Below are 21,698 nucleotides of genomic sequence, written 5' to 3'. Positions count from 1 at the left end.
TCGTTTACCAGGGCCACGGAATGGCGATTCCGGTGCCGTTTTCGAGGGCCTGCCGATACAGGAGGCGTGCGACGGTCAGGTCCTGCAGCGCGAGCCCGGTCATGTCGAAGACGGTGATCTCGTGCGGTGCGCGCTCGACCGACGCGGTTCCGGTGAGGATGTCACCGATCTCCGTGCTTGGCAAATCCGGCGCCCACTGGCATTCGCCAATGCTGCGCGCCTGATCGTGATCGTCCACGACGATGCGCGCGCGTGCCAGCACGCCTGCCGGAAGCTCGCGCTTGCCGGCGGTATCGGCGCCCACGCAGGTCAGGTGGGTGCCCGGCTGAACCGCATCCGCATCGAACAGCGCGCCGCCGCCCGGCGTTGCGGTGATGACCACGTCGCTGTCGGCCACCGCGTCGTTTCGGTCGCGGGCCACGCCGATCGTGCATCGTTCCAGGAACGCCGATTCGAACAGCGGATCCGGCTCGCCGCTGACGTTCACGTACTGCACCGTACACCGTTGCGGCAGCAGCGCGAGCGCGTAGTCGAGCTGGACCCGTGCCTGCACGCCCGTGCCGAACACGCAGATTCGCGTGCTGTCGCGACGCGCGAGCAGTTGCAGCCCGAGGCCGCCGGCCGCACCGGTTCGCGCGGTGGTGATCGCATTGCCGTCCATGATGCACAGCGGGCGGCCCGTGGCCGGATCGAACAGCGCGACGGTGGCCTGATGCGGTTCGCTGCCGAGCGCCCGGTTGCCGGGCCAGAACCCGGCCGCCTTGAAACCGAGCAGATCCTGGCATGCGACGTCGCCCGACTTGATGCCGAACACGCCGCCGGTGTGCAGCTTCTCGCGAACCACCGGGAACACGCGTCCAGCCCGTTGACTGTGCAGCACGAAGGCTTCGCGAACCGCCGCCGTCACTTGCGGGGCCTGGAGGGCAGGTTCGACGGCGTCGCGGTCGAGAAGCAGGAGGCGGGCGTCTGTCGGCATGTCGGGTTGGCCTTTCCGGTGCACGGCGAATCGGGGAGGGGGTTTAAATTTTGTCCAAATTTGGATAAATAGTCAATTAATCGGTGGCGCGGCGTGGACGCGCGGTGGGATTCACCACCCATAGAAGCGCGGCCACGCCTGCGCGCCGCCGTCTTCGCCGATGGCCTGATACTCGGGATGTTGCGCGCCGGTGGCGCATGCGTGATTCGGCAGGATGCGCAGGCGGGTGCCGATCGGAAACCGTTGCGCGATGCCGGCGTCGGGCGAGCCCGCGCGCGACACGATCCCGTGCTCCTGGTTGGCGGCGCTCATCATGTAGTCGCCGAGCACGTCGCCGTGTTCGGTGCAGACCTGCCCGTAGCCGAAATCGCGCGCCTGGCGCTGCGTGCCGCGGTCGCGGCTCATCGCCATCCAGCCCGCGTCGACGATCGCCCAGCCTTTCTCTTCCTGGTGCCCGATGACGGTGGTCAGCACCGACAGCGCAATGTCGGCCAGGCCGCACACGCCGATGTTGTGCATCACGAGGTCGAACATCACGTACACGCCGGCGCGCACCTCGGTGACGCCGTCGAGGTGTTGCGCTGCGAGGGCGGTGGGTGTCGAGCCGATGCTCACGACCGGGCAGGGCAGCCCCGCGGCCCGGAGGCGCTCCGCCGCCCGCACGGTGCGGCTGCGCTCCTGCTCGGCGATTGCCGCCAGCGCGTCGGGCGTGTCGTATTCGTAGCTGGAGCCCGCGTGCGCCAGCACCCCGCCGAGCGCCATCCCGCCGTCGACCAGCGCGCGGCCCACGTCGATCAGCAGGTCGGCCTCGGGCGGAATCCCGGAGCGGTGGCCGTCGACGTCGACTTCGATCCACACGTCGAAGCGCTCGCCGTGCGCGCGCCCGAACTCGGCGATCGCGTGCGCGGCCGGCAGGCTGTCGGCGACCAGCTTCAGGTCGCAACCTTGCCGGCGCAGCGCGAGCGCCTGGCCCAGCTTCGCGGGCACGATGCCGACCGCGTAGACGATGTCCCGGATGCCGTGCGCGAAAAACTGTTCGGCTTCCTTGAGCGTCGACACCGTGATGCCCTGTGCGCCGGCGGCGATCTGCGCATCGACGACGTGCGCGCATTTGGTGGTCTTGACGTGCGGCCGGAATCTGACGCCGAGCGCGTCCAGATGCGCCTGCATGCGGCCGATGTTGTGACGCATGCGGCCGACGTCGATCAGGGCGGCCGGTGTGTTGAGGGTTTGAAGGTCCACGATGCGTTGCCTCGGAGGTTGCCGATGCGGACACTGTAGGGGTGTCGACGGGCTCCGTGTTTAACGCATGGCTAATCCGGCATTAAACGCCGCTTAATCGACCGGATCGTGCGAATCGTGACGCGGCTCACGCCTTGCCGCGCCACGGCGGCGGGCTCAGAAACCGCGTCGCGGCTTCGAGAAACACCCGTTGCCGCGCGGAGCGGCCGGTGCGCGACGGCAGCAGCGCCGTCACCGGCGCGGGCGGCAGATGCCAGTCGGGCAGCAAGCGGACGAGCCTCCCGTTCGCCAGCAGCGGGGCGACGTCCCACTCGGAGCGTTCGACGATCCCGAGGCCGGCCAGCGCCCATTCCGTGATGACGGTGCCGTCGTTGGAGGACAGCGCGCCGGTGACGCGGATCACGGCGGACCGCCTCGGTTCGCCCTTGACGTCGCCGCCTTGCGAAAAGCGCCATCGCGGGATGTCCTCGTCGTTCTCGCGCAGGCACAGGCAGTCGTAGCGGGCCAGGTCGGACGGATGGTTCAGTTCCTTGAGGCGGCGTGCATAGGCCGGGCTCGCGCACAGAAAGCGCGCGTTGGGCGCGAGCGGATACCCGATCCACGACGACGACTTGAGGCTGCCGACGTGAACGACCACGTCGGCCCCCGATGCACCGGTCATCGGGCTCTCCGACAGGTGGAGCGCGATGTCGAGCTTCGGATGCGCGCGTTGCACGTCGCGCACGATCCGCGCGACGTACTTTCGCCCGAAGCCGAGCGGGGCGACGACACGCAGCGTGCCGCGCACGTCGCCGTGGTCGCCCGAGATGCTGACCGGCAGCGCCTCCACGCGCTCGAGAATGTCGACGGCCTCCTGGTACAGCCGTTGCCCTTCGTCGGTCAGCGCGATCCCTTTCGGCTGCCGCACGGCGAGCCGTGCGTTCAAGCGCGCTTCCATCCGCTGCAGGCGAATCGTGACCGCGGGCGGCGTGAGATCGAGCAGCCGCGCGGCCGAGGCCAGCGAGCGCGACGTGCCGATCGCGCGCACGAGTCGAAGGTCGTCGAGGTCGAGCATTTCATGTCTCTTAATGCTGGATGTGCCAAGCATTAAACCGCACATCGCGACGCGAATCCATCGATGGGGATCGCAGTGACAGCGTATCGAACTGGATCACACCAACGCTTCGCATGACGCGAATCCATTGATGCGGATGCGGATCGCGGTGACCGTGTATCGAATCGAGCCGGATCGCACCGCCGCTTCGCATCACGCAGCCCGCGGCTTCACGCACCGTTACCGGTCGAGCCCGAAAATCAGCGACCGGTGCGCAGCGACCCCGGCCATCACACCCGACGCCGACGCGAACGTCGCGTTGGACATCGGTGTCGATGCGTCGCCCGCCACGAATACGCCGGCGACGCTCGCCTGCTTCCCCGCATCGACGCGCACGACCGGGCCGAGCGGCCCGTCGTCGAATGCGCAGCCGAGCTGCTGCGCGAGATCGCTCGCCATGGCCGTGCGCGCACCGACGAACAGCGCATCGATCGGCACGACCTGCCCGTCGGCGAGCCGCAATGCTTCGATACGCGGCGCATCGCCCAGGATTTCAACGACCGGCGACCGCTCGATGCGCACCCCGCGCGCCTCGAGCAACGCGGTCTCTTCTTCGTTCGCTTCGACCGCGCCCTGCGTGAACCAGGTCGTCGGGCCCCAGTCAGGAATCAGGATCGCCTGATGCACGGACAGCGGATGCGTGGCGAGCACGCCGAGCCGCTGGCCGCTCACCTCGTACCCATGGCAATACGGGCAATGCAGCACGCTGACGCCCCAACGCTCCGCGAGCCCCGGCAGCGCCGGCAGTTCGTCGCGGATGCCGGTGGCGAGGATCAACCGGTCGGCGCTCGCACGGCTGCCGTCGGCCAGCGTCACGTGGAAGCGACCGTCCGCAGCGCGCCCGGCCGTGCGCACGTCGCCCGCGATGCGCCGCACGGTCGGATACGCGGCGAGTTGCGCGGCGGCTTCGTCGACGATCTGCGCGGGCGGCTTGCCGTCCTGCCCGAAAAAGCCGTGCGCGTGCGCGGCAAAGCGGTTGCGCGGCCGGCCGGCGTCGATCACGAGCACGCGGCGGCGCGCCCGCGCAAGCTGCATCGCGGCCGACAGCCCCGCAAAGCTGCCGCCGATCACGATCACTTCATGAGGGTCATGCATGCACCTTCTCCTTTCCTGAACCTGCGTGAATGACGGACGTGTTCCGATCACGGCCAACCCAACTCATGAAACACGAGAAGTTTCATGATAGGGCGATGGTATCATTCACGCAACTTCAAAAGTTTCGAGAGAGGGGAGTGCCGCTTGTGAGAACCGACAGTCGCTTGTCGCGCATGCTGCATGCGCTGATCCACATGGACCAGGTCGACGGCCCGATGACGTCCGAAGCGATCGCGACGATGCTGTGCACGAATCCGGTGGTCGTGCGGCGCCTGCTCGGCGGCTTGCGCGACCGCGGCTACGTGCAGTCGGAGAAGGGGCATGGCGGCGGCTGGGTGCTGAGTGTCGCGCTCGACGACATCACGCTGCTCGACGTCTATCGCGCGGTGGGTGAGCCGCCGCTGTTCTCCGATCTCGTCACCGACGACGAGGCCGAATGCCTGGTCGAGCAGGCCGTCAACGCGCACCTGTCGGCGACGCTGAAAGAGGCCGAGACGACGCTGCTGGCCCGCTTCGGTGAAGTCACGCTCGGCATGCTGTCGCGCGAATTCGAAGCGAAGGCGGCCCGGCGGCGCAAGCCGCGCTGACGCGCCGCAGCATCGCGGCCGAGCGCGGCCGACGTGCGATCCGGCACGGCCGAAACCGCTGCGTCGCAACGTTCTGTCCCCCAACTTCTGCCCGGTTCGCCCGCCACAGGGCAAAATACGGGTTTTCCGCACCCGCGAGGGCGCGACCGAATCACGCGCCGGGCGGCGGCAGTGCGCAATCCGCACGCCGCCGCCGGGTGCCCAGGCAAGATCGCTCGCCATGTCGCGAGCCCACAGGAGTCCAGACCCCATGCCCGAATCCAACCTGTCCTTCTTCGGCCGGCTGTCGCTTGCCGTCGGGACGTTCTTCTCCGTGCTCGGCAACCGCGAGTTCGCAGCCGGCGTGCTGCGCGTGCGCGATGGCGCCCCGGCGCCCGTCGCGCCGGCACCCGCTGCCGCCCCGGCCCCGGCGCCTGCCGCCGCGCCCGTGAAGGCGCCGGCCCCCGAGCTGCGCGAAGCGACTCCGCAGGCCGCCCTGCAACTGCTCGGCCTGCTGCAGCGCGATGCGCGCTTCATCGACTTCGTCGAGGAAGACATCGCCGGCTACGCGGACGCCGACATCGGCGCGGCCGCGCGCCTCGTGCACGACGGCTGCCGTGCCGCGCTGCGCGAACACTTCACGATCGTGCCGGTGCGCGACGAAGCCGAAGGCAGCCGCGTGACGCTGCCGGCCGGTTTCGACGCGACGGCCGTGCGCGTGACGGGCAACGTGGTTGGCTCCGCGCCGTTCACGGGCACGGTCAGCCATCGCGGCTGGCGGGTGGCCGACGTGCGCCTGCCGAAGCTGACGGGCAGCCACGACGCATCGGTCGTCGCACCGGCGGAGGTGGAACTGTGAGCGATCCGCGCTATTCGATCGGTATCGATCTCGGTACGACCCACTGCGCGCTGTCGTATGTCGACAGCGCCGCGAGCGACGGCGAAACCATCACGCAGCAGGTGCTGCCGATCGCGCAGCTCACCGCGCCCGGCGCGCTGGAGTCGCGCGACCTGCTGCCGTCGTTCCTTTATCTCCCGCATGAAAGCGAACTGACGCAGGGCGACCTGACGCTGCCGTGGACGGCCTCGCGCGCCTTCGCGGTTGGCGAGATGGCGCGCACCCGCGGCGCCGGCACGCCGATCCGCCTCGTGTCGAGCGCGAAGAGCTGGCTGTGCCACCCGGGCGTCGACCGCCGCGCGGCGATCCTGCCGAGCGATGCGCCGCCGGAAGTGTCGCGCGTGTCGCCGCTGGAAAGCTCGATCCGTTACCTGACGCACCTGCGCGAAGCGTGGGACCACACGCATCCCGACGCGCCGTTCGCCGACCAGGACGTGACGGTCACGATCCCCGCATCGTTCGACCCGGCCGCGCGCGAACTGACGGCCGAGGCCGCCCGTGCCGCCGGCTACTCGCGGATGACGCTGCTCGAAGAGCCGCAGGCCGCGCTGTACAGCTGGATCCAGAAGAGCCAGGGCGGCTGGCGCAAGCAGGTGCAGGTCGGCGACCTGATCCTGTGCGTCGACGTCGGCGGCGGCACGACCGACCTGTCGCTGATCGCGGTGGTCGAGCGCGAAGGCAATCTCGAGCTGCATCGTGTGGCGGTCGGCGAGCACATCCTGCTCGGCGGCGACAACATGGACCTCGCGCTTGCGCATATCGTTGCGCGCAAGCTCGCGCAGCAGGGCACGCAGGCCGATCCGTGGCAACTGCGCGCGCTCACGTACGCGTGCCGTTCCGCGAAGGAAACGCTGCTGTCCGACCCGACGACCGACGCCGTGCCGCTCGTCGTGCCGAGCCGCGGCTCGAAGCTGATCGGCGGCTCGATCCGCACGGAGCTGACGCGCGCGGAACTCACGCAGACGATCCTCGAAGGCTTCTTCCCGCAAGTCGACGCAGCCGCGCGCCCGGTGAGCCGCGCGCGCGTCGGCCTGACGCAGCTCGGCCTGCCGTATGCGCAGGACGCGGGCATCACGCGCCATCTCGCGGCGTTCCTCGGCCGCCAGGTCGCGGCGCTCGACTCGCTCGAAGGCGTGCAGCGCACGCTGCCGCCGGGCGCGACGTTCCTGCATCCGACCGCCGTGCTGTTCAACGGCGGCGTGTTCAAGTCGACGCTGCTCACGCAGCGCGTGCTCGATACGCTCAACAGCTGGCTCGCCGCTGAGGGCGCGCCGCCCGCGCGCCTGCTGGAAGGCGCGGATCTCGATCTCGCAGTCGCACGCGGCGCGGCGTACTACGGCTTCGTGAAGCGCGGCCGTGGCGTGCGCATTCGCGGCGGCACGGCGCGCGCGTACTACGTCGCGATCGAATCGGCGATGCCCGCGGTGCCGGGGCTCGAACCGCCGGTGCAGGCGCTGTGCGTCGCACCGTTCGGGATGGAGGAGGGCTCGGACGCGGCGCTGCCGCCGCAGGAGTTTGGCCTCGTCGTCGGCGAACCGGTGCAGTTCCGCTTCTTCGGTTCGTCGGTGCGCCGCCAGGATCAGGTCGGCACGCTGCTCGACTACTGGTCGCCGGAAGAGCTGCAGGAGCTGGAGGAAATCCAGGCGACGCTGCCCGCCGAAGGGCGCACGGTCGGTGAGGTCGTGCCGGTGAAGCTGCATGCGCGCGTGACCGAAGCCGGCACGCTCGAACTCGAGGCGATCCCGAGCGGCACGAACGAGCGCTGGAAGGTCGAGTTCGACGTGCGCGGCGCCGCCTGAGCGCGATGAAGCGCTATACGGTCGGGATCGACCTCGGCACCAGCAATACGGTCGTCGCGTACGTCGAGGCCGGTTCCGACGCGATCCGCGTGTTCGACGTCGAGCAGCTGGTCGGCCCTGGCGCGGTGGCCGCGCAGCCGCTGCTGCCGTCGGTGCGCTATCACCCGGCGGCAGGCGAGCTGCCGCCGGACACGCTGCGGCTGCCGTGGGCCGCCCACGCGAAAGCGAACGCGGCCGGCGCGACGCCGGCCGTGATCGGCCGCTACGCGCGCACGCTCGGCGCGCAGGTGCCGGGCCGGCTCGTCACGAGCGCGAAGAGCTGGCTGTCGCACGCGTCGGTCGACCGGCTCGCGGCGATCCTGCCGTGGGGCGCGGCCGACGGCGTCGACAAGGTGTCGCCGGTCGATGCCAGCGCGAGCTATCTCGCACACGTGCGCGACGCGTGGGACGCACGTTTTCCCGATGCGCCGCTCGCGAAGCAGGACGTGATCCTGACGGTGCCCGCGTCGTTCGACGACGGCGCGCGCGCACTGACGGTCGAGGCCGCGCGACGCGCGAAGCTGCCCGCGCTGCGGCTGCTGGAAGAGCCGCAGGCCGCGTTCTACGACTGGCTGTACGGCCAGCGCGAGACGTTGCGCGATACGTTTGCCGCCGCGCGGCGCGTGCTGATCTGCGACGTCGGCGGCGGCACGACCGACCTCACGCTCGTCGACGTCGCGCCGGGCGACGACGGCGAGCCGACCTTCACGCGTGTCGGTGTCGGCAATCACCTGATGCTCGGCGGCGACAACATGGATCTCGCGCTCGCGCGGCTGGTCGAGTCGCGGCTGACCGAGCCCGGCACGCGGCTGTCCGCCGCGAGCCTGTCGCAGCTCGTCGAGCGTTGCCGTGCGGCGAAGGAGCGGCTGCTCGGCGACGATGCCCCCGAATCCGTCAACGTCACGCTGCTCGGCGCGGGCAGCAAGCTCGTCGGCGGCGCGCGTTCGGCCGAGCTGACACGGCAGGAAGTCGAGCAGATCGTCGTCGATGGCTTCTTTCCGCAGGTCGAAGCCGGCGAGCTGCCGCGCCGTGCGCGCGCCGCGATCGTCGAATTCGGGCTGCCGTATGCGAGCGACGCGGCCGTGACGCGCCACGTCGCCGCGTTCCTGAATCGTCATGCGGAAGGCCCGCTGCCCGACACGTTGCTGCTCAACGGCGGCGTATTCCGCGCGGGTGCGCTCGCCGGTCGTCTCGCGCAGACGCTCGGCGCGTGGCGCGGCGCACCGCTCGACGTGCTGCACAACGCGCATCCGGATGTGGCGGTCGCGCGCGGCGCGGTGGCCTACGGGCTCGCGCGTGCCGGGCATGCGCCGCGCATCGGCGGCGGTTCCGCGCGCAGCTATTTCCTCGTACTCGACGATGGCGCCGCAGAGGCGGCCGCGCGTGGCGTCTGCCTGCTGCCGCGCGGCACGGAAGAGGGCCACGAGATCCGGCTCGACGATCGTACGTTCGCGCTGCAACTCGGGCAGCCGGTGCGTTTCCACCTCGTGTCGACAGTGGCCGAGACGGCGTACCGGCCCGGCGATCTCGTCGATCTCGACGGCGGCGATTTCGTGCGGCTGCCGCCGATTGCGACGGTCGTCGACGCAAAAGCGGGCGGCGATGCGCGCGAAACGCCGGTGAAGCTCACCGCGTCGCTGACCGAGGTCGGCACGCTCGAAATGCACTGCATCGGGACCGACGATGCGGCGCGCCGCTGGCGGCTCGAATTCCAGTTGCGTGGCGATGCGCCCGCGCAGGGTGATGACGCTGCACTCGCGCGGCATCCGCGGCTGGATCAGGCAATCGAACTGATCGAGCGCTCGTTCGGCAGCAAGGCCGCCGGCGTCACGCCGAAAGACACGCGCCGGCTGCGCGCGCAGCTCGAACAGGTGCTCGGTGCGCGCGAAGACTGGGACGTCGCGCTCGCGCGCGAATTGTTCGACGCGTTGCTCGCGCGCGCACGGCGGCGGCGCCGCTCGGCCGATCACGAACGTGCGTGGCTGAACCTCGCCGGCTATTGCCTGCGCCCGGGCTTCGGCCATCCGCTCGATGCGTGGCGCATCGAGCAACTGTGGCCGCTGTTCGACGACGGGATTCAATACGTGACCGACGGGCAGGTGTGGTCGGAGTGGTGGACGCTGTGGCGGCGCGTGGCCGGCGGCCTCGACGACGATGCGCAGACGCAGGTGCGCGACGCAATCGCGTTCCTCGAACCGACCGACGACAAGCGGCGCAAGCTGCCGTTCGATCCGGGCAAGGTTGGCCCGGCCGACATGACGCGGTTGTCCGCGTCGCTTGAGCGGCTGCCGGTCGAGCGCAAGGTCGAGCTGGCCGAGCGGCTGATCGCGCAGTTGCAGAAGCCGGGCGAGCGTGCGCTGTGTGCGTGGGCGCTCGGGCGCATCGGCGCGCGGCGGCCGTTCTACGGCAGCGCGCACAGTGTCGTGCCGGCGGAAGTCGCGAAGGGCTGGCTCGATGCGCTGTTCACGCTCGACTGGAAGCAGGTCGAACCCGCAGCGTTCGCGGCCGCACAGATTGCGCGGATGACCGGAGACCGTTCGCGCGACCTGCCGGACGACACACGCGAGGCCGTGATCAAGCGCCTGTCGGCCGCGAATGCGTCGACGGCGTGGATCGACATGGTGCGCGAAGCGATCGCGTTCGACGAAGCCGACACGGTGCGCGTGTTCGGCGAAACGCTGCCGGCGGGGTTGAAGCTGCTGGCGGGATGAGTGGCGCGGTGTGCTCTGGCATCATTCGGATGCCAGAGTATTTCGCGGTGTTGCCGGTGCGGGCTGACGCTCGCCGATTCAACGTCCTTCGAATACGCGGATGGCTGCCGTTGCATCGCATCGGCAGCCGTATGTGCGTTGTCAGCCTGCCGGTCAGATCTGTGGCGTCGTCTCGCGTGGCGATGCGGCGGATTCCACTGCTATTACGCTCGGCGCGGTCGACCGCCGCGCGAGATGAATCCCCGCTAGCATGCAGCGCACCGACCCACCGGCCAGTTCGATCGTCGGCACGTCGAGCGGCAGCAGGCGTGCGGAACGCTCGATCGTCGCACGCTGCACTGGCGTGAGGCAGTCGTATGCGCGTCGCGACAGCGCGAGCACACGCCCCTCCTTGCCCGACAATTCCAGCGTATTGCCCGCGAAGTTCGCGATCTGCGACGCATCGAGCGCGATCACCGTGCGTCCCGTTTCGGCCAGCCGCTGTGCGATCTCGTCGCGACGGCGGCTGTCGGCGATGAGGTCGAGGCCGACCATCGCGAACTCGGTCGCGACGCTCATCATCACGTTCGTGTGATAGATCGGCCGCCCGTCGGCGTCGGCCGTATCGAAGCAGATCGGTTCGAAATTGAAGTTCGTGCAGAAGCGTTCGAGCGCGACCGGATCGGCGCGGCGCGAACGCGCGGTGTAGGCGATCCGCGCGACGTGGTCGAGGACCATCGCGCCCGTGCCTTCGAGGAACACGTCGTCGTATTCGAGCCCAGAGTAGTCGATCACGTCCTGCACGCGATATTCGGCTTTCAGCATTTCGATCACGTCGGCGCGCCGTTCGCGGCGCCGGTTCGCGCTGAACATCGGATACAGCGCGACGTGGCCGCCCGGATGCGTCGAGAACCAGTTGTTCGGGAACACGGAATCGGGTGTGTCGCGTTCGCCGTGATCGTCGAACACGTGCACGCGCACGCCGGCGTCGACGAGCGTCTGCGCGGCGGCCGTGACTTCGTCGCGCGCCGCGGCGGACACGGATGCCGCGCCGTCGGCGGCGGCCGTGCGCTGGAACGCGTTGTCGGCCGCGGTCTGCGGGTTCGGCAGGAAGCGGTGCGGCCGGATCATCACGACGGCGGCCGGCGCCTGGATCGATACGAGATTCATGGAAGGCAAGGACGAAAGGCTGGAAACCGGGCGGCGCACGGGCCGCCCGGGCATCGCGGTCAGCGCGCGAACGCGGCGACGGCTTCGGTGACGTACGCCGCGTGACCCTGCGCGATCGCGGCCGGGTCGTCGATCAGCGCGAACAGGTTCTTCGGGTCGACGGCCGGCGGAATCAGCGCGATCTCGACGCCCGCGTTGTGCTGCTGGGCGAGCGCATGCAGGTAGCGCAGCGCCGAGTAATCCTCGAGGGCGAAGCCGACCGAGTCGAACACCGTGACTTCGTCCGCGCGTTCGCGGCCGGTCGTCTCGCCTTGCAGCACACGCCACAGCTCGGTGACGGGGAAGTCGGCCGGCATCTGCTGGATCTCGCCCTCGATGCGCGATTGCGGCTCGAATTCGACGAACACGCGGCCCGCATGCAGCACGCCCGCTTCGAGTTCGGTCTTGCCCGGGCAATCGCCGCCCACGGCGTTCAGGTGCATGCCGGGCTCGATCATGTCGGCCGTGACGATCGTCGCGTACGCCTTGTCGGCGGTGACGGTCGTCACGATGTCGGCGCCGCGCACGGCGTCGGCGGTCGACGCGGCGCGCACGACGCGCAGCGCCGGGTACGCGGCGAGGTTCTGCACGAGCTTGTCGGTCGCGCGCGGATCGACGTCGAACACGCGGATTTCGTCGATGCCGAGCAGCGTGTGGAACGCGATCGCCTGGAATTCGCTCTGCGCGCCGTTGCCGATCAGCGCCATCGTGCGCGAGTCGGGGCGTGCGAGCGCCTGCGCCGCGAGCACCGACGTGGCGGCCGTGCGCAGCGCGGTGGTCAGCGTGAGTTCGGCAAGCAGCAGCGGGTAGCCGGTATCGACTTCGGCGAGCGCGCCGAATGCCATCACCGTGTGCATGCCGCGCGCGGCGTTGACGGGGTGGCCGTTCACGTACTTGAACGCGAACAGCGATGCGTTCGCGACGGGCATCAGCTCGATCACGCCGTCGCGCGAGTGGCACGCGACGCGCGGCGACTTGTCGAAGTCGGCCCAGTGCAGGTAATCGGCGCGCAGCGTGTCGACGAGCTCGCGGAGGAACGTCGTGACGCCGGTCCTGGCGATCAGTCGGGCGGTGGCGGGAACGTCGAGGAAGCGGGTCATGCGTTTGTCTCCAGTATTCTCAGTGCCGGTACGGGTGTCCCTGGCGTTCTGGTCGACCGGGCGGTGCTTCGGCTCGGGCTGCCTGGAAAGCGGCGGCACGGCGGGTGCGGCCGGTCGATAGAGTCATTATTTCCGCGAGTCGAGCCAACAAAAAGACGGCAAAAGTGGCAGATTTATCGATAGACTTGCCAAAATGCTGGCCCGATCCGGCAATTTGACTAAGTCGCAGTGGCCAGAATGCACAGCCTCCGGCACGCTGGCGGCCGGTTCACGCTCAACAGGAAAGCCCGCTCATGATCACGCTCGACGACGTCGACCGGCAGCTCATCGCACTGCTGCGCGACAACGCGCGACTGCCGGTCGTCGCGCTGGCGAAGGAATTGCGCGTCGCGCGCGCGACCGTGCAGAACCGGCTGACGCGGCTGGAGAAAAACGGCGTGATCGTCGGCTATACGGTGCGGCTCAAGCCGGCGGCGGAACGGCACCGGATCCGCGCGCTGATGTCGATCGCCGTGCAGGGCAATCGCGGCGCGGAAGTGGTGAAGGTGCTGCGCGGGCATCCGAACGTCGCGTCGATCCACAGCACGAACGGGCGCTGGGATCTCGTCGCCGAGCTGCATGCCGATTCGCTCGAGCACTTCGACCGCGTGCTCGGCGCGATTCGGCTGATCGACGGGATCGCCAATACCGAGACGAGCATTCTGCTGTCGACGCACAAGGCGTGACGGAGGGCGGGGCCGAGCTGACCTCGTTGCTGCCGAAGGGCTCGGCCGCGGATAGATTGGCCACGTAGCGGCTGTGAATCAAAGCGGCCGGCGCGAAAGGTGCCGCGTCGCGCCGTTGTCCGAATTCCATTTCGATCGCGACATGGCTAGCTGAAAGCGGGCCGGTTTCACTCGGCGTACCAGCCAATCGTTTGCCGCACGACGGAGATGATCCTGTCCGCGCGACGCGCGATACGAGCCACGAACCGCCGGGCCGGCAGCGCGCCATCTTGCTTCGGCATCCCTATTTGACCGATGGCTCGGGAATTACGCTAATTAACGTCAGAAAGTCAAAACTTTGGCCCTCGTTGATCGATCGGGCATGCTAGTCTGAATCGGTAATGCAAAGTAATACAAAAAGCCCTTAATAAATTACAGATCAATAACATGGCACAGGCGATAAAGGACGCAGGGGGACGGGGAACGTGCACGTCAAGTACGCCGGCAGTACACGCTACGGCTATACGAGAGGAATCAGAGGGGATCAGTCTGATCGAGCTTGGCGCTCGCGTGTCGTCGGTGACGGTGCTGGGCGTGTGTGCTTACATGCTCTATTTGCAGTGGCGACTGGATACGAGCCGGATCACGCTGATCCTGCTGTTGGTCCCTGCTGTACTGACCGTTGGATTGTCGGCATTTGCGAACTTGCCGAGGCAGCGGGACTGGCATCCCGTCGCGGTGTTTTTTTCGCTTGCCGGTTCGTTCTATTGTCTCGCGTATCAGCTGACCGCCAGCACGCAACTGATTCCGGAGTGGGCCGGGGGCGCCTGGCAAATTGCCGGAATTGCATTGCAATTGTTCGCCAAGCTGTCGTTGGGGCGCTCGTTCGGTCTGCTGCCGGCGAATCGGGGCGTCGTCTCGACCGGTGCGTACCGCTTCGTGCGTCACCCGATCTACGCCGGTTATCTACTGTCTGAAATCGGTTTCCTGCTCGCCAACTTCAGTACCCGAAACCTGATCACGATCGGCGTCTGGATGGTGTTGCAGATCGGGAGAATCCTGCTGGAGGAGCGCCTGTTGTCGGACGACGCGGATTATCGTGCGTACCGGGCCCGGGTTCGGTACCGGCTGATTCCGGGCGTGTTCTGACGGGCATGCCGAACGCTCGCCCTGCCTGATCGTGGATGAGCCTCGTGAGCGTGGGGCCGGCGCAGCGTCGTGCGCCGGTTTCCGTCGAATCAGGTGGCGAATCGCGCGGCAGGGTCAGGCGAGCGCCGCCGGCTCCGGAAACACCGGCTCGCCCAGCGTCAGCATCAACCGGTTTGCCCACGCGAAGATCGCGATCGCGTGCGACAGGTCGAGAATCTCCTCATGGGTCAGCCCTTCGGCTTCCAGCGCGGCGATATCGCGCGCGTCGACCGTATCGGGCCGCTCCGTCAGCGCGATCGCGTAACGGATGATCGCGCGCTCGCGCGCCGTCGTGCCGGCCGTCGCCGGATCGTCGAACACCTGCTCGATCGCGTCGGTGCGTTTCGCGAGTTGTGCGAAGCGCTGCGCATGCACGGACGCGCAATACACGCAGCCGTTCACGCGCGACACGGCCGTGCTGGCCAGTTCGCGCTCCGCGCGCGACAACCCGCCGGGGCCGTACATGATCGCGTTGAACACGCCCGAGCGTTGCCGCAGGATCTCGTGAAGATGGACGAGCAGCAGGTAATAGTCGGACGTCTTCGCGTGCGGGTGGCTCGCTTCGAGCACGGCCAGCTGGTCGGGCGTCGCGGCATCGAGCGAAACGGTGTCGAGCCAGGCACGCCAGCCGAGCGTGTCGGACGTGAAGCCGTGGGTGGTCGTCGTCATGCGGCCTCCGTGGCGGCACGTGCCTGAAGCGCTTGCGCGGCAACGGCGACACGTAACTGATACGCGACGAACGCCACGAGCTGCGACAGCGCGACGATCGCGGGCGTCGTGAGTCCGGCCGACTTCAGCGCGTCGAGATCGGACGGGCGCGCGTCGACAGGGGCGAGCGTCAGCAGTCGCGCATGTGCAAGGATCGCGCCGATGCGTCGAGGCAGCAGGTCAAACGCATCGGCGTCCGCGCGGGCGATATCGTCGAGCGTGCCGCCTGCGTCGACCAGTCGTGCGCGATAGGTATCTGCCAGCACGCGTGCGTTCGATTTTTCTGCGACATAGCGCGCCGCATGGAATCGTTCGATCAACGAAAGATCCGGCAGCGCGGGATCGAACAGCGCAGCTTCGCTCAGCCGCGTATGCAGCAGCACCTTGTCGCGCGCGCGGCGCAGTGCAGCGACCGCGTCGCCGTCGCGCAGGCCGGCGATCGCGTCGATCGTGTCTGGCGCATCGGCCGGCGTGATGGATTCAGTCATCGTTTCGGGTTCCCTTCGTCGTCAATGTGATCGATGGACGCGTGCTTACGCATCGGCGTCGCGCCATTCGTCGCCTTGCAGTTCCGCATTGGCATACGCGACGAGCGCGTCGTAGTGGCGGTCGCAGTCGGCGTCGAACAGCCGGCTCGCGATGCCACGCGCCAGCCGCTGCGCGCCCGCACTGATGGCCGGGATATCGCCGGACAGCTTGCCGTGGCTCAGGCTTGCCGCATGGTTGAAGCAGTGGATCCGCGTGATGGCCGCGCACGTGCCGGGCTCGCGCTCCTGGAACGCGAACGCGGGGCCGAGATCGGGCGATTCGGCGAGCTCGTCGAGCCACGTGTCCGGGTTCGCTCGATAGCGATCCTTCCAGCGCCGCACCTGCGCGCCGAACGACGCGAATTCCGCGCGGGTCGTCCAGTCCGAATGAAAGCCGGTCGCGAAGATCAGGAAGTCGACGGTGTAACGCCCGCGCGGTGTCGTCACGTCGAGGCCGTCCGCGTGTTCGGCGAGCGTCTCGATCGGGCTGCCCGCATGAAAATGCGCGTGTGCGTGGCGCGACACGCGCAGCACGCTGTCGCGCGGCGGCGGCGTCTGCGACGTCAGCGCGTAGTGCATGAAGCGCCACTTCGTCGCGTCGTCGAGATCGGCGTAGCCGTGCACGAGCCCCGGGCTGCCGATGCCCGTCAGTTTGTTGATGCGCGGAATGTCCGCGCGGCGGAAGAACAGGTCGACGCGCGCGGCGCCGGCTTCGAGCGCGGTGCCCGCATTGTCGAACGCGGATGCGCCCGCGCCGACCACGCCGATGCGCTTGCCCGCGAGCGCCGCGAAGTCGATCGGCTCGGACGAATGGGCCCAGCGCGTGCGCGGCGCACGTTGCGCGACGGGCGGGACATACGGGCCGCCGAGCCCGTCGCGGCCGGTTGCGAGTACCACGTGCCGCGCGAGCAGCGTCTGCGCTTCGCCGTTGCCGCGCACATCGAGCGCGAGCAGGCCGTCGTCGCGCGGACGTAGCGCGACGAGCGTGGTGTCGTTGCGCACCTGCAGGTCGAGCACGCGCCGGTACCAGCGCAGGTAGTCCATCCATTGCGTGCGCGGAATCTTGTAGAGCGCGTCCCATGCGTCGCGGCCGTATTGTGCCTCGAACCACGCGCGGAACGTCAGCGCGGGCAGGCCGAGCGCGGGGCCCACAAGCTGCTTCGGCGAGCGCAGCGTGTCCATCCGCGCGAACGTGACCCACGGCCCTTCGTAGCCGGCCGGCGCACGGTCGATCACGCACTGGTTGTCGATGCCGAGCAGGCGCAGTTCGGCGGAAGCCGCGAGCCCGGCCATGCCGCCGCCGACGATCGCGACGTCGAGCACGCGTGTACCGTCCGCGTCGCGCGGCGGCACCCACGACGGCGCAGGCAGGTCGAGCCAGCGCAGGTCTTGCGCGAGCCGGGCTTCGAGTGCGTGGAGTGCGTCGAGTGGCGTCGTCATGCGGCCTCCGGGCGTGTGCGGCGCGACCGTGTCGTGCGTGTCGTACGTGACGGGCGTGGCGGGCGCTCGGTGCGCAGCCGGTCGCCGCGCAGCAGCGCGTCGTGCGCGGCGGCTTCGTGAAAGGTCACGTCGTCGAGCAGTGCGCGCGTCGTGCGGTGCAGCGTGTCGAGCAGCGCATCGATGGCCGCCGTGCGCGCCTTGCCGGCCGGCGTCGCGACGCCGAACGCGAACGGGATGTCGACGTCGAGCGGGCGTGCGACGACACCGGCCACCGGCAGCGCGACGCCCGTCGCCGGATCGACGATGCCGATCCCGATGCCCGCGCGTGCGGCCATGACCGCGTTCAACGACGCATTGGTTTCGATGAATACGCGTGCGTCGACCCGCGCGGCCGCGAAGGCCGCGTCGATCCGCTGGCGCAGCCGGTGCCGGTTCGCGACCGTCACGATGCGGCGGCGCGCGAGATCGCGCAGCGCGATGCGCGGCTGCGCCGCGAGCGGGTCGCCGGCAGGCAGCACGGCGACGCACGGCGTCTGCGCGATCCAGTGCACGTCGAGCCCCGCATGCGCCATCGGTAGCGTGACGACGCCGACATCGGCCGTGCCGGCCAGCACTTCGTGCACGACATGCTCGGCCGATTCGCTGCGCAACTGGTAGTGCGGCGCCTGCGCGCCATCGGGCAATGCGGCGAGCGCGGCCGGCACGAGCGTGGCCGCGAGCGAAGGCGTCGCCGCGATGCGGACGGGTTCGGCGGTTGCATCGCCGAGCGCCCGTGCGCGTGCCTCGATTGCACGCAGGCCGACCAGCGAGCGTTCGACTTCCTCATAGAGCAGGAACGCGCGCCGTGTCGGCGTGACGCGCGGGCCGTGCCGGTCGAACAGCGCGTAGCCGAGATCGGCTTCGAGCTCCTGGATCTGCCGCGTGACGGCCGGCTGCGAGCGGCCGAGCAGCTCGCCCGCGCCGGTCACGCTGCCGGCCGACATGACCGCGGAAAAGGCTTCGAGTTGATGCAGCTCCATGACGCGTTCCGATGATGCGATTTGCGCATTGTAGGAGGGCGAGCATGCGCGATTCATATAATGATTTTTGCTATCGACAGCGTGAAAACTTCGAAACGCCCGATCGTCGCGATGGCCGGTTGTGCGTGCGTCCGCGCGGGTTGAGACGGGTGACGCGAACGAAACGCCAATCGAATCAAAGTGATGCGATGCGAGCCGATACATCGCGCGGTGCAGCACCTGCGGGTGGCCGTTCGCGACCCTCACCCGCTTCGCGCCGCGCACGATATCGATATGCGCAAAACTTCGTTGGATCGTCCTGAACCGGATGGTTACATGCCCTCACTCTTTTCGACTGACTGAAGCTGGGGGACGCATGAACGTTTCGGGGAACGACGCACGCGGCGCATGGCGGCGCGTGCTGGGCACGGTGGCGGCGCTCGCTGCCGCATGGGGCTTGTCGACGGGCGGCGCGCTCGCGGCGGGCGTGTCGGGCGAGCCGGTGGTGATCGGCGTGAGCGGGCCGCTCACGGGCCAGGATGCGCAGTATGGCGAACAATGGAAGCGCGGCTTCGATCTCGCGCTCGACGAGATCAACGGCAGCGGCGGCATTCATGGCCGTCCGCTCGCGGTCGACTTCCAGGACAGCCGCAGCGACCCGCGCCAGGCGGTGGCGATCGCACAGAAGTTCGTCGCCGATCCGCGCATCGCAATCGAGCTGGGCGACTTCTCCAGCGCGACGTCGATGGCCGCGTCGCCGATCTACCAGCGCGGGCAGCTGATCCAGTTCGGCTTCACGAACTCGCATCCGGACTTCACGAAGGGCGGCGACTATCTGTGGAGCACCGCGCTGAGCCAGGCCGAGGAGCAGCCGCTGCTCGCACGCTACGCGGTGAAGGAACTCGGCTTCAAGCGGATCGCGGTGCTGTACCTGAACACCGACTGGGGCCGCACCAGCAAGGACATCTTCGCGAAGGCGGTGGCCGGGCTCGGTGCGCAGGTCGTCGCGGCCGAAGGCTATCAGCCGACGGAGAAGGATTTCCGTTCGACGCTCGTGCGGATCGGCGCATCGAAGCCCGATTCGATCGTGCTGATCTCGTACTACGCGGACGGTGCGCAGATCGTGCGGCAGGCGCGCACGTCGGGCGTCACGCTGCCGATCGCGGCGGTCGGCTCGGTGTATTCGCCGAAATTCCTCGAGCTGGGCGGCGCGGCCGTCGATGGCGTCTATACCGAATCGAACTTCTTCCCGGCCGAGCCGCGCCCCGAGGTGCAGGCGTTCGTGCAGCGCTATCGCGCGAAATTCCATGCCGATCCCGATTCGTTCGTCGCGCGGGCGTACGACGCGCTGATCCTGTCGGCCGAGGTGCTGCGCCGCTACGGCACGACGCGCCAGGCCGCACACGACGGCTTCGCGAAAATCAGCGACGTGCCGAGCGTGATCTTCGGCAAGGTGCGCTTCGATCCGCAGACGCGTCGCGTCGCGGGCGCGCGCACCGTGTATCTGGTCGTGAAGCAGGGGCAGTGGGCGCTGTGGGATGGCGCGAAACCGCAGCTCGCCGCACGTTGACCCCGACCCTGAACGGCATGCACGCAACGGACGCATCGTGATGGCTTCCTGGCTCGACTACACGCTCAACGGCCTCATCGTCGGCAACATCTACGCGCTGCTCGCGGTCGGGCTCGCGCTGATCTTCGGCGTGTCGCACCTGATCAATTTCGCGCACGGCTCGGTCTACATGGTCGGCGGGTTCATCGGCTGGCTGTGCCTGACGCGCTTCGGGCTGCCGCTGCCGGTCGCGCTCGCGGCGGTCGTGGTCGGCTGCGGCGCGCTCGGCGTCGCAATCGAACGGATCGGGCTGCGGCCGCTGCGCCACGCGGCACGCATCGCGCCGCTGCTCGCGACGATCGGCATCAGCTTCATCCTCGACCAGCTCGCGCAGCTCGCATTCGGCGCGGACCCGCGCGCGGTGCCGACGCCGCTGCCCGACTGGCATTTGCGGATCGCCGGCGCGACGCTCGGCTCGCTGGACCTGCTGATCGCCGGCATCGGCATTGCGGCGGCCGCGCTGCTGTACGGCTTCCTGCGCTTCACGCGGCTCGGCTGGGCCGTGCGCGCGACCGCGCAGGATCGCGATGCGGCGCTGCAGATGGGCGTCGACGTCGACCGCGTGAACCAGACCGTGTTCGCGATCGCGTGCGCGCTCGGCGGCGTGAGCGGGCTGCTGGTCGGCATGTACTACAACAGCATCGATCCGGCGATGGGCTTCCAGGCCACGCTGAAGGGCGTGGTCGCGCTGCTGATCGGCGGGCTCGGCAACGTGCCGGGCGCGATCGCCGGCAGCCTGCTGCTCGGTCTCGTCGAAAGCTACGGCGTCGCGCTGTTCGGCACGAGCTACCGCGACCTGTTCGCGTTCGGACTGCTGATCGTGTTCCTCGTGTGGCGGCCGAACGGGCTGTTCAGCGCGAACCGCGCGCTGCCGCCCGAGCCGATGACGGGCACCTTCCTCGCGGCCGCGAAGGCCGTGCGCGTGCCGCGCCCGCTACTCGTCGCGCTGATCGTGCTGGCGGCCGTGCTGCCATGGCTCGGTGCGTCGCCATACGTGTTGCAGACGCTGACCAACGCATGGCTGTACGGGCTGCTCGCGCTGAGCCTCACGCTGGTGGCGGGCACGGTCGGGCAGATCTCGCTCGGCCACGCGGCGCTGCTCGTGATCGGCGCGTATGCGTCGGCGCTGCTGTCGTCGGATCTCGGCTGGTCGCCGGCCGTGACGATTCCGTGCGCGGGCGTGATCACGGCCGTGCTCGGCACGCTGCTCGTCTATCCGGCATTCCGGCTGCGCGGGCATTACGTGTCGATCGCGACGCTCGGCATCGGCGAAGTGGTGAGTCTCGTGATCCTGAACTGGGACGGCCTCACGCGCGGCCCGCTCGGCATCACCGGTATCGCGCCGCTGCCGTGGGCGACGACCGCGCGTGCCGCGTACTGGTTCACGTTCGCGGTGCTCGTCGTGTTCGCGCTCGTGCAGGTGCGGCTGCTGCGCTCGCATCTCGGCCGCACGCTGCGCGCGGTGCGCGAGGATGACGTCGCCGCGCGCGCGCACGGCATTGCGCCGAACCGCTACAAGGCGATCGCGTTCGCGGTCGGCGGCGTCGCGGCCGGTGTGAGCGGCGGGATCGCCGCGCACCTGTACAGCTACATCAATCACCAGACCTTCGATTCGCAGGTGTCGATCCTCGCGTTGACGATGGTGATCCTCGGCGGGCTCGGCAACGTGCTCGGCGGCATCGCCGGCGCGATCGCGCTGATCGGGCTGCCCGAACTGTTCCGCTGGGCGGCCGATTACCGGATGCTGATCTATGGCCTCGTGCTGCTGCTGCTCGTCCGGTTCCGGCCGCAGGGCCTGCTCGGCACGGTGTGAGGAG

The 21,698-nt window shown here is 68.9% G+C and carries 18 protein-coding genes; 8 read left to right on the top strand and 10 right to left on the bottom strand.

What is annotated here, in order from left to right; translation table 11 throughout:
- Positions 1–4: 4 nt before the first annotated feature.
- From ACN8ZM_RS27620 to ACN8ZM_RS27605, 4 genes are all read right to left on the bottom strand, one after another.
- Positions 5–976, bottom strand: coding sequence for an ornithine cyclodeaminase family protein (locus tag ACN8ZM_RS27620; protein WP_420211318.1), 972 nt, complete (start codon positions 974–976; stop codon positions 5–7).
- Between the two features lie 111 nt (positions 977–1,087).
- Complete coding sequence (locus ACN8ZM_RS27615) at positions 1,088–2,218, bottom strand: DSD1 family PLP-dependent enzyme (protein ID WP_420211317.1); 1,131 nt, start codon at positions 2,216–2,218, stop codon at positions 1,088–1,090.
- A gap of 127 nt (positions 2,219–2,345) precedes the next feature.
- The gene (locus ACN8ZM_RS27610) at positions 2,346–3,272 is read right to left on the bottom strand and encodes a LysR family transcriptional regulator (RefSeq protein ID WP_420211316.1); all 927 of its coding nucleotides are present in this window, start codon (positions 3,270–3,272) and stop codon (positions 2,346–2,348) included.
- A gap of 219 nt (positions 3,273–3,491) precedes the next feature.
- On the bottom strand, positions 3,492–4,406 hold the full coding sequence (locus ACN8ZM_RS27605) for an NAD(P)/FAD-dependent oxidoreductase (protein ID WP_420211315.1): 915 nt from the start codon (positions 4,404–4,406) through the stop codon (positions 3,492–3,494).
- 146 nt (positions 4,407–4,552) lie between these two features.
- On the opposite strand from ACN8ZM_RS27605, the gene ACN8ZM_RS27600 reads away from it, so the two are divergent.
- The 4 genes from ACN8ZM_RS27600 (at position 4,553) to ACN8ZM_RS27585 (ending at position 10,419) form a co-directional block, all read left to right on the top strand.
- On the top strand, positions 4,553–4,993 hold the full coding sequence (locus tag ACN8ZM_RS27600; RefSeq protein ID WP_043178330.1) for an Rrf2 family transcriptional regulator: 441 nt from the start codon (positions 4,553–4,555) through the stop codon (positions 4,991–4,993).
- Positions 4,994–5,243: 250 nt separating this feature from the next.
- Complete coding sequence (locus ACN8ZM_RS27595; protein ID WP_043178329.1) at positions 5,244–5,831, top strand: DUF2760 domain-containing protein; 588 nt, start codon at positions 5,244–5,246, stop codon at positions 5,829–5,831.
- On the top strand, positions 5,828–7,669 hold the full coding sequence (locus tag ACN8ZM_RS27590) for an Hsp70 family protein (protein WP_043178326.1): 1,842 nt from the start codon (positions 5,828–5,830) through the stop codon (positions 7,667–7,669). The genes ACN8ZM_RS27595 and ACN8ZM_RS27590 overlap by 4 nt, the downstream gene beginning before the upstream one ends.
- Before the next feature lie 5 nt (positions 7,670–7,674).
- Complete coding sequence (locus ACN8ZM_RS27585) at positions 7,675–10,419, top strand: Hsp70 family protein (protein ID WP_420211314.1); 2,745 nt, start codon at positions 7,675–7,677, stop codon at positions 10,417–10,419.
- A gap of 153 nt (positions 10,420–10,572) precedes the next feature.
- On the opposite strand, the gene ctlX is transcribed toward ACN8ZM_RS27585, so the two are convergent.
- Positions 10,573–11,568 (bottom strand): citrulline utilization hydrolase CtlX, encoded by a 996-nt coding sequence (ctlX, locus tag ACN8ZM_RS27580; protein WP_420211313.1) that lies wholly within the window; start codon positions 11,566–11,568, stop codon positions 10,573–10,575.
- Positions 11,569–11,627: 59 nt separating this feature from the next.
- On the bottom strand, positions 11,628–12,707 hold the full coding sequence (locus tag ACN8ZM_RS27575; RefSeq protein WP_043178323.1) for an ornithine cyclodeaminase: 1,080 nt from the start codon (positions 12,705–12,707) through the stop codon (positions 11,628–11,630).
- A gap of 293 nt (positions 12,708–13,000) precedes the next feature.
- Between ACN8ZM_RS27575 and ACN8ZM_RS27570 the strand changes: the two genes are divergently transcribed.
- Entirely contained in the window at positions 13,001–13,432 is a 432-nt protein-coding gene (locus ACN8ZM_RS27570; RefSeq protein ID WP_006479718.1) for an Lrp/AsnC family transcriptional regulator, read from the top strand.
- Between the two features lie 585 nt (positions 13,433–14,017).
- Positions 14,018–14,560: a methyltransferase family protein gene (locus tag ACN8ZM_RS27565; RefSeq protein ID WP_420212680.1), complete on the top strand. Its 543-nt coding sequence runs from the start codon at positions 14,018–14,020 to the stop codon at positions 14,558–14,560.
- Positions 14,561–14,674: 114 nt separating this feature from the next.
- On the opposite strand, the gene ACN8ZM_RS27560 is transcribed toward ACN8ZM_RS27565, so the two are convergent.
- Genes ACN8ZM_RS27560 through ACN8ZM_RS27545 form a run of 4 tightly spaced genes read right to left on the bottom strand, consistent with a single transcriptional unit; the run spans position 14,675 to position 18,293 of the window.
- Complete coding sequence (locus tag ACN8ZM_RS27560; protein WP_420211312.1) at positions 14,675–15,268, bottom strand: peroxidase-related enzyme; 594 nt, start codon at positions 15,266–15,268, stop codon at positions 14,675–14,677.
- Positions 15,265–15,795 (bottom strand): CMD domain-containing protein, encoded by a 531-nt coding sequence (locus ACN8ZM_RS27555; RefSeq protein ID WP_420211311.1) that lies wholly within the window; start codon positions 15,793–15,795, stop codon positions 15,265–15,267. Before ACN8ZM_RS27555 ends, ACN8ZM_RS27560 begins: the two co-directional genes overlap by 4 nt.
- Before the next feature lie 45 nt (positions 15,796–15,840).
- Positions 15,841–17,274 (bottom strand): NAD(P)-binding domain-containing protein, encoded by a 1,434-nt coding sequence (locus tag ACN8ZM_RS27550; protein ID WP_420211310.1) that lies wholly within the window; start codon positions 17,272–17,274, stop codon positions 15,841–15,843.
- Positions 17,271–18,293, bottom strand: coding sequence for a LysR substrate-binding domain-containing protein (locus ACN8ZM_RS27545; protein WP_420211309.1), 1,023 nt, complete (start codon positions 18,291–18,293; stop codon positions 17,271–17,273). The genes ACN8ZM_RS27550 and ACN8ZM_RS27545 overlap by 4 nt, the downstream gene beginning before the upstream one ends.
- Before the next feature lie 355 nt (positions 18,294–18,648).
- On the opposite strand from ACN8ZM_RS27545, the gene ACN8ZM_RS27540 reads away from it, so the two are divergent.
- Both ACN8ZM_RS27540 and ACN8ZM_RS27535 read left to right on the top strand, forming a co-directional pair.
- Positions 18,649–19,842 carry an ABC transporter substrate-binding protein gene (locus tag ACN8ZM_RS27540; protein WP_011356128.1) on the top strand — a complete coding sequence of 398 codons (1,194 nt, stop codon included), beginning with the start codon at positions 18,649–18,651 and terminating at the stop codon, positions 19,840–19,842.
- Positions 19,843–19,882: 40 nt separating this feature from the next.
- Entirely contained in the window at positions 19,883–21,694 is a 1,812-nt protein-coding gene (locus tag ACN8ZM_RS27535; RefSeq protein ID WP_420211308.1) for an ABC transporter permease, read from the top strand.
- Positions 21,695–21,698: the final 4 nt, after the last annotated feature.

The organism is Burkholderia aenigmatica, from assembly GCF_048627025.1.
Lineage (GTDB): Bacteria > Pseudomonadota > Gammaproteobacteria > Burkholderiales > Burkholderiaceae > Burkholderia > Burkholderia aenigmatica.
This window is presented reverse-complemented; position numbering and strand designations above follow the sequence as displayed.

What these genes read in the sequence shown, in the direction of transcription:
- ACN8ZM_RS27620 (WP_420211318.1), bottom strand. Translation starts at nt 976, where the DNA reads ATGCCGACAGACGCCCGCCTCCTGCTTCTCGACCGCGACGCCGTCGAA.
- ACN8ZM_RS27610 (WP_420211316.1), bottom strand. Translation starts at nt 3,272, where the DNA reads ATGCTCGACCTCGACGACCTTCGACTCGTGCGCGCGATCGGCACGTCG.
- ACN8ZM_RS27605 (WP_420211315.1), bottom strand. Translation starts at nt 4,406, where the DNA reads ATGCATGACCCTCATGAAGTGATCGTGATCGGCGGCAGCTTTGCGGGG.
- ACN8ZM_RS27595 (WP_043178329.1), top strand. Translation starts at nt 5,244, where the DNA reads ATGCCCGAATCCAACCTGTCCTTCTTCGGCCGGCTGTCGCTTGCCGTC.
- ACN8ZM_RS27585 (WP_420211314.1), top strand. Translation starts at nt 7,675, where the DNA reads ATGAAGCGCTATACGGTCGGGATCGACCTCGGCACCAGCAATACGGTC.
- ctlX (WP_420211313.1), bottom strand. Translation starts at nt 11,568, where the DNA reads ATGAATCTCGTATCGATCCAGGCGCCGGCCGCCGTCGTGATGATCCGG.
- ACN8ZM_RS27575 (WP_043178323.1), bottom strand. Translation starts at nt 12,707, where the DNA reads ATGACCCGCTTCCTCGACGTTCCCGCCACCGCCCGACTGATCGCCAGG.
- ACN8ZM_RS27570 (WP_006479718.1), top strand. Translation starts at nt 13,001, where the DNA reads ATGATCACGCTCGACGACGTCGACCGGCAGCTCATCGCACTGCTGCGC.
- ACN8ZM_RS27565 (WP_420212680.1), top strand. Translation starts at nt 14,018, where the DNA reads ATGCTCTATTTGCAGTGGCGACTGGATACGAGCCGGATCACGCTGATC.
- ACN8ZM_RS27560 (WP_420211312.1), bottom strand. Translation starts at nt 15,268, where the DNA reads ATGACGACGACCACCCACGGCTTCACGTCCGACACGCTCGGCTGGCGT.
- ACN8ZM_RS27555 (WP_420211311.1), bottom strand. Translation starts at nt 15,795, where the DNA reads ATGACTGAATCCATCACGCCGGCCGATGCGCCAGACACGATCGACGCG.
- ACN8ZM_RS27550 (WP_420211310.1), bottom strand. Translation starts at nt 17,274, where the DNA reads ATGACGACGCCACTCGACGCACTCCACGCACTCGAAGCCCGGCTCGCG.
- ACN8ZM_RS27545 (WP_420211309.1), bottom strand. Translation starts at nt 18,293, where the DNA reads ATGGAGCTGCATCAACTCGAAGCCTTTTCCGCGGTCATGTCGGCCGGC.
- ACN8ZM_RS27540 (WP_011356128.1), top strand. Translation starts at nt 18,649, where the DNA reads ATGAACGTTTCGGGGAACGACGCACGCGGCGCATGGCGGCGCGTGCTG.
- ACN8ZM_RS27535 (WP_420211308.1), top strand. Translation starts at nt 19,883, where the DNA reads ATGGCTTCCTGGCTCGACTACACGCTCAACGGCCTCATCGTCGGCAAC.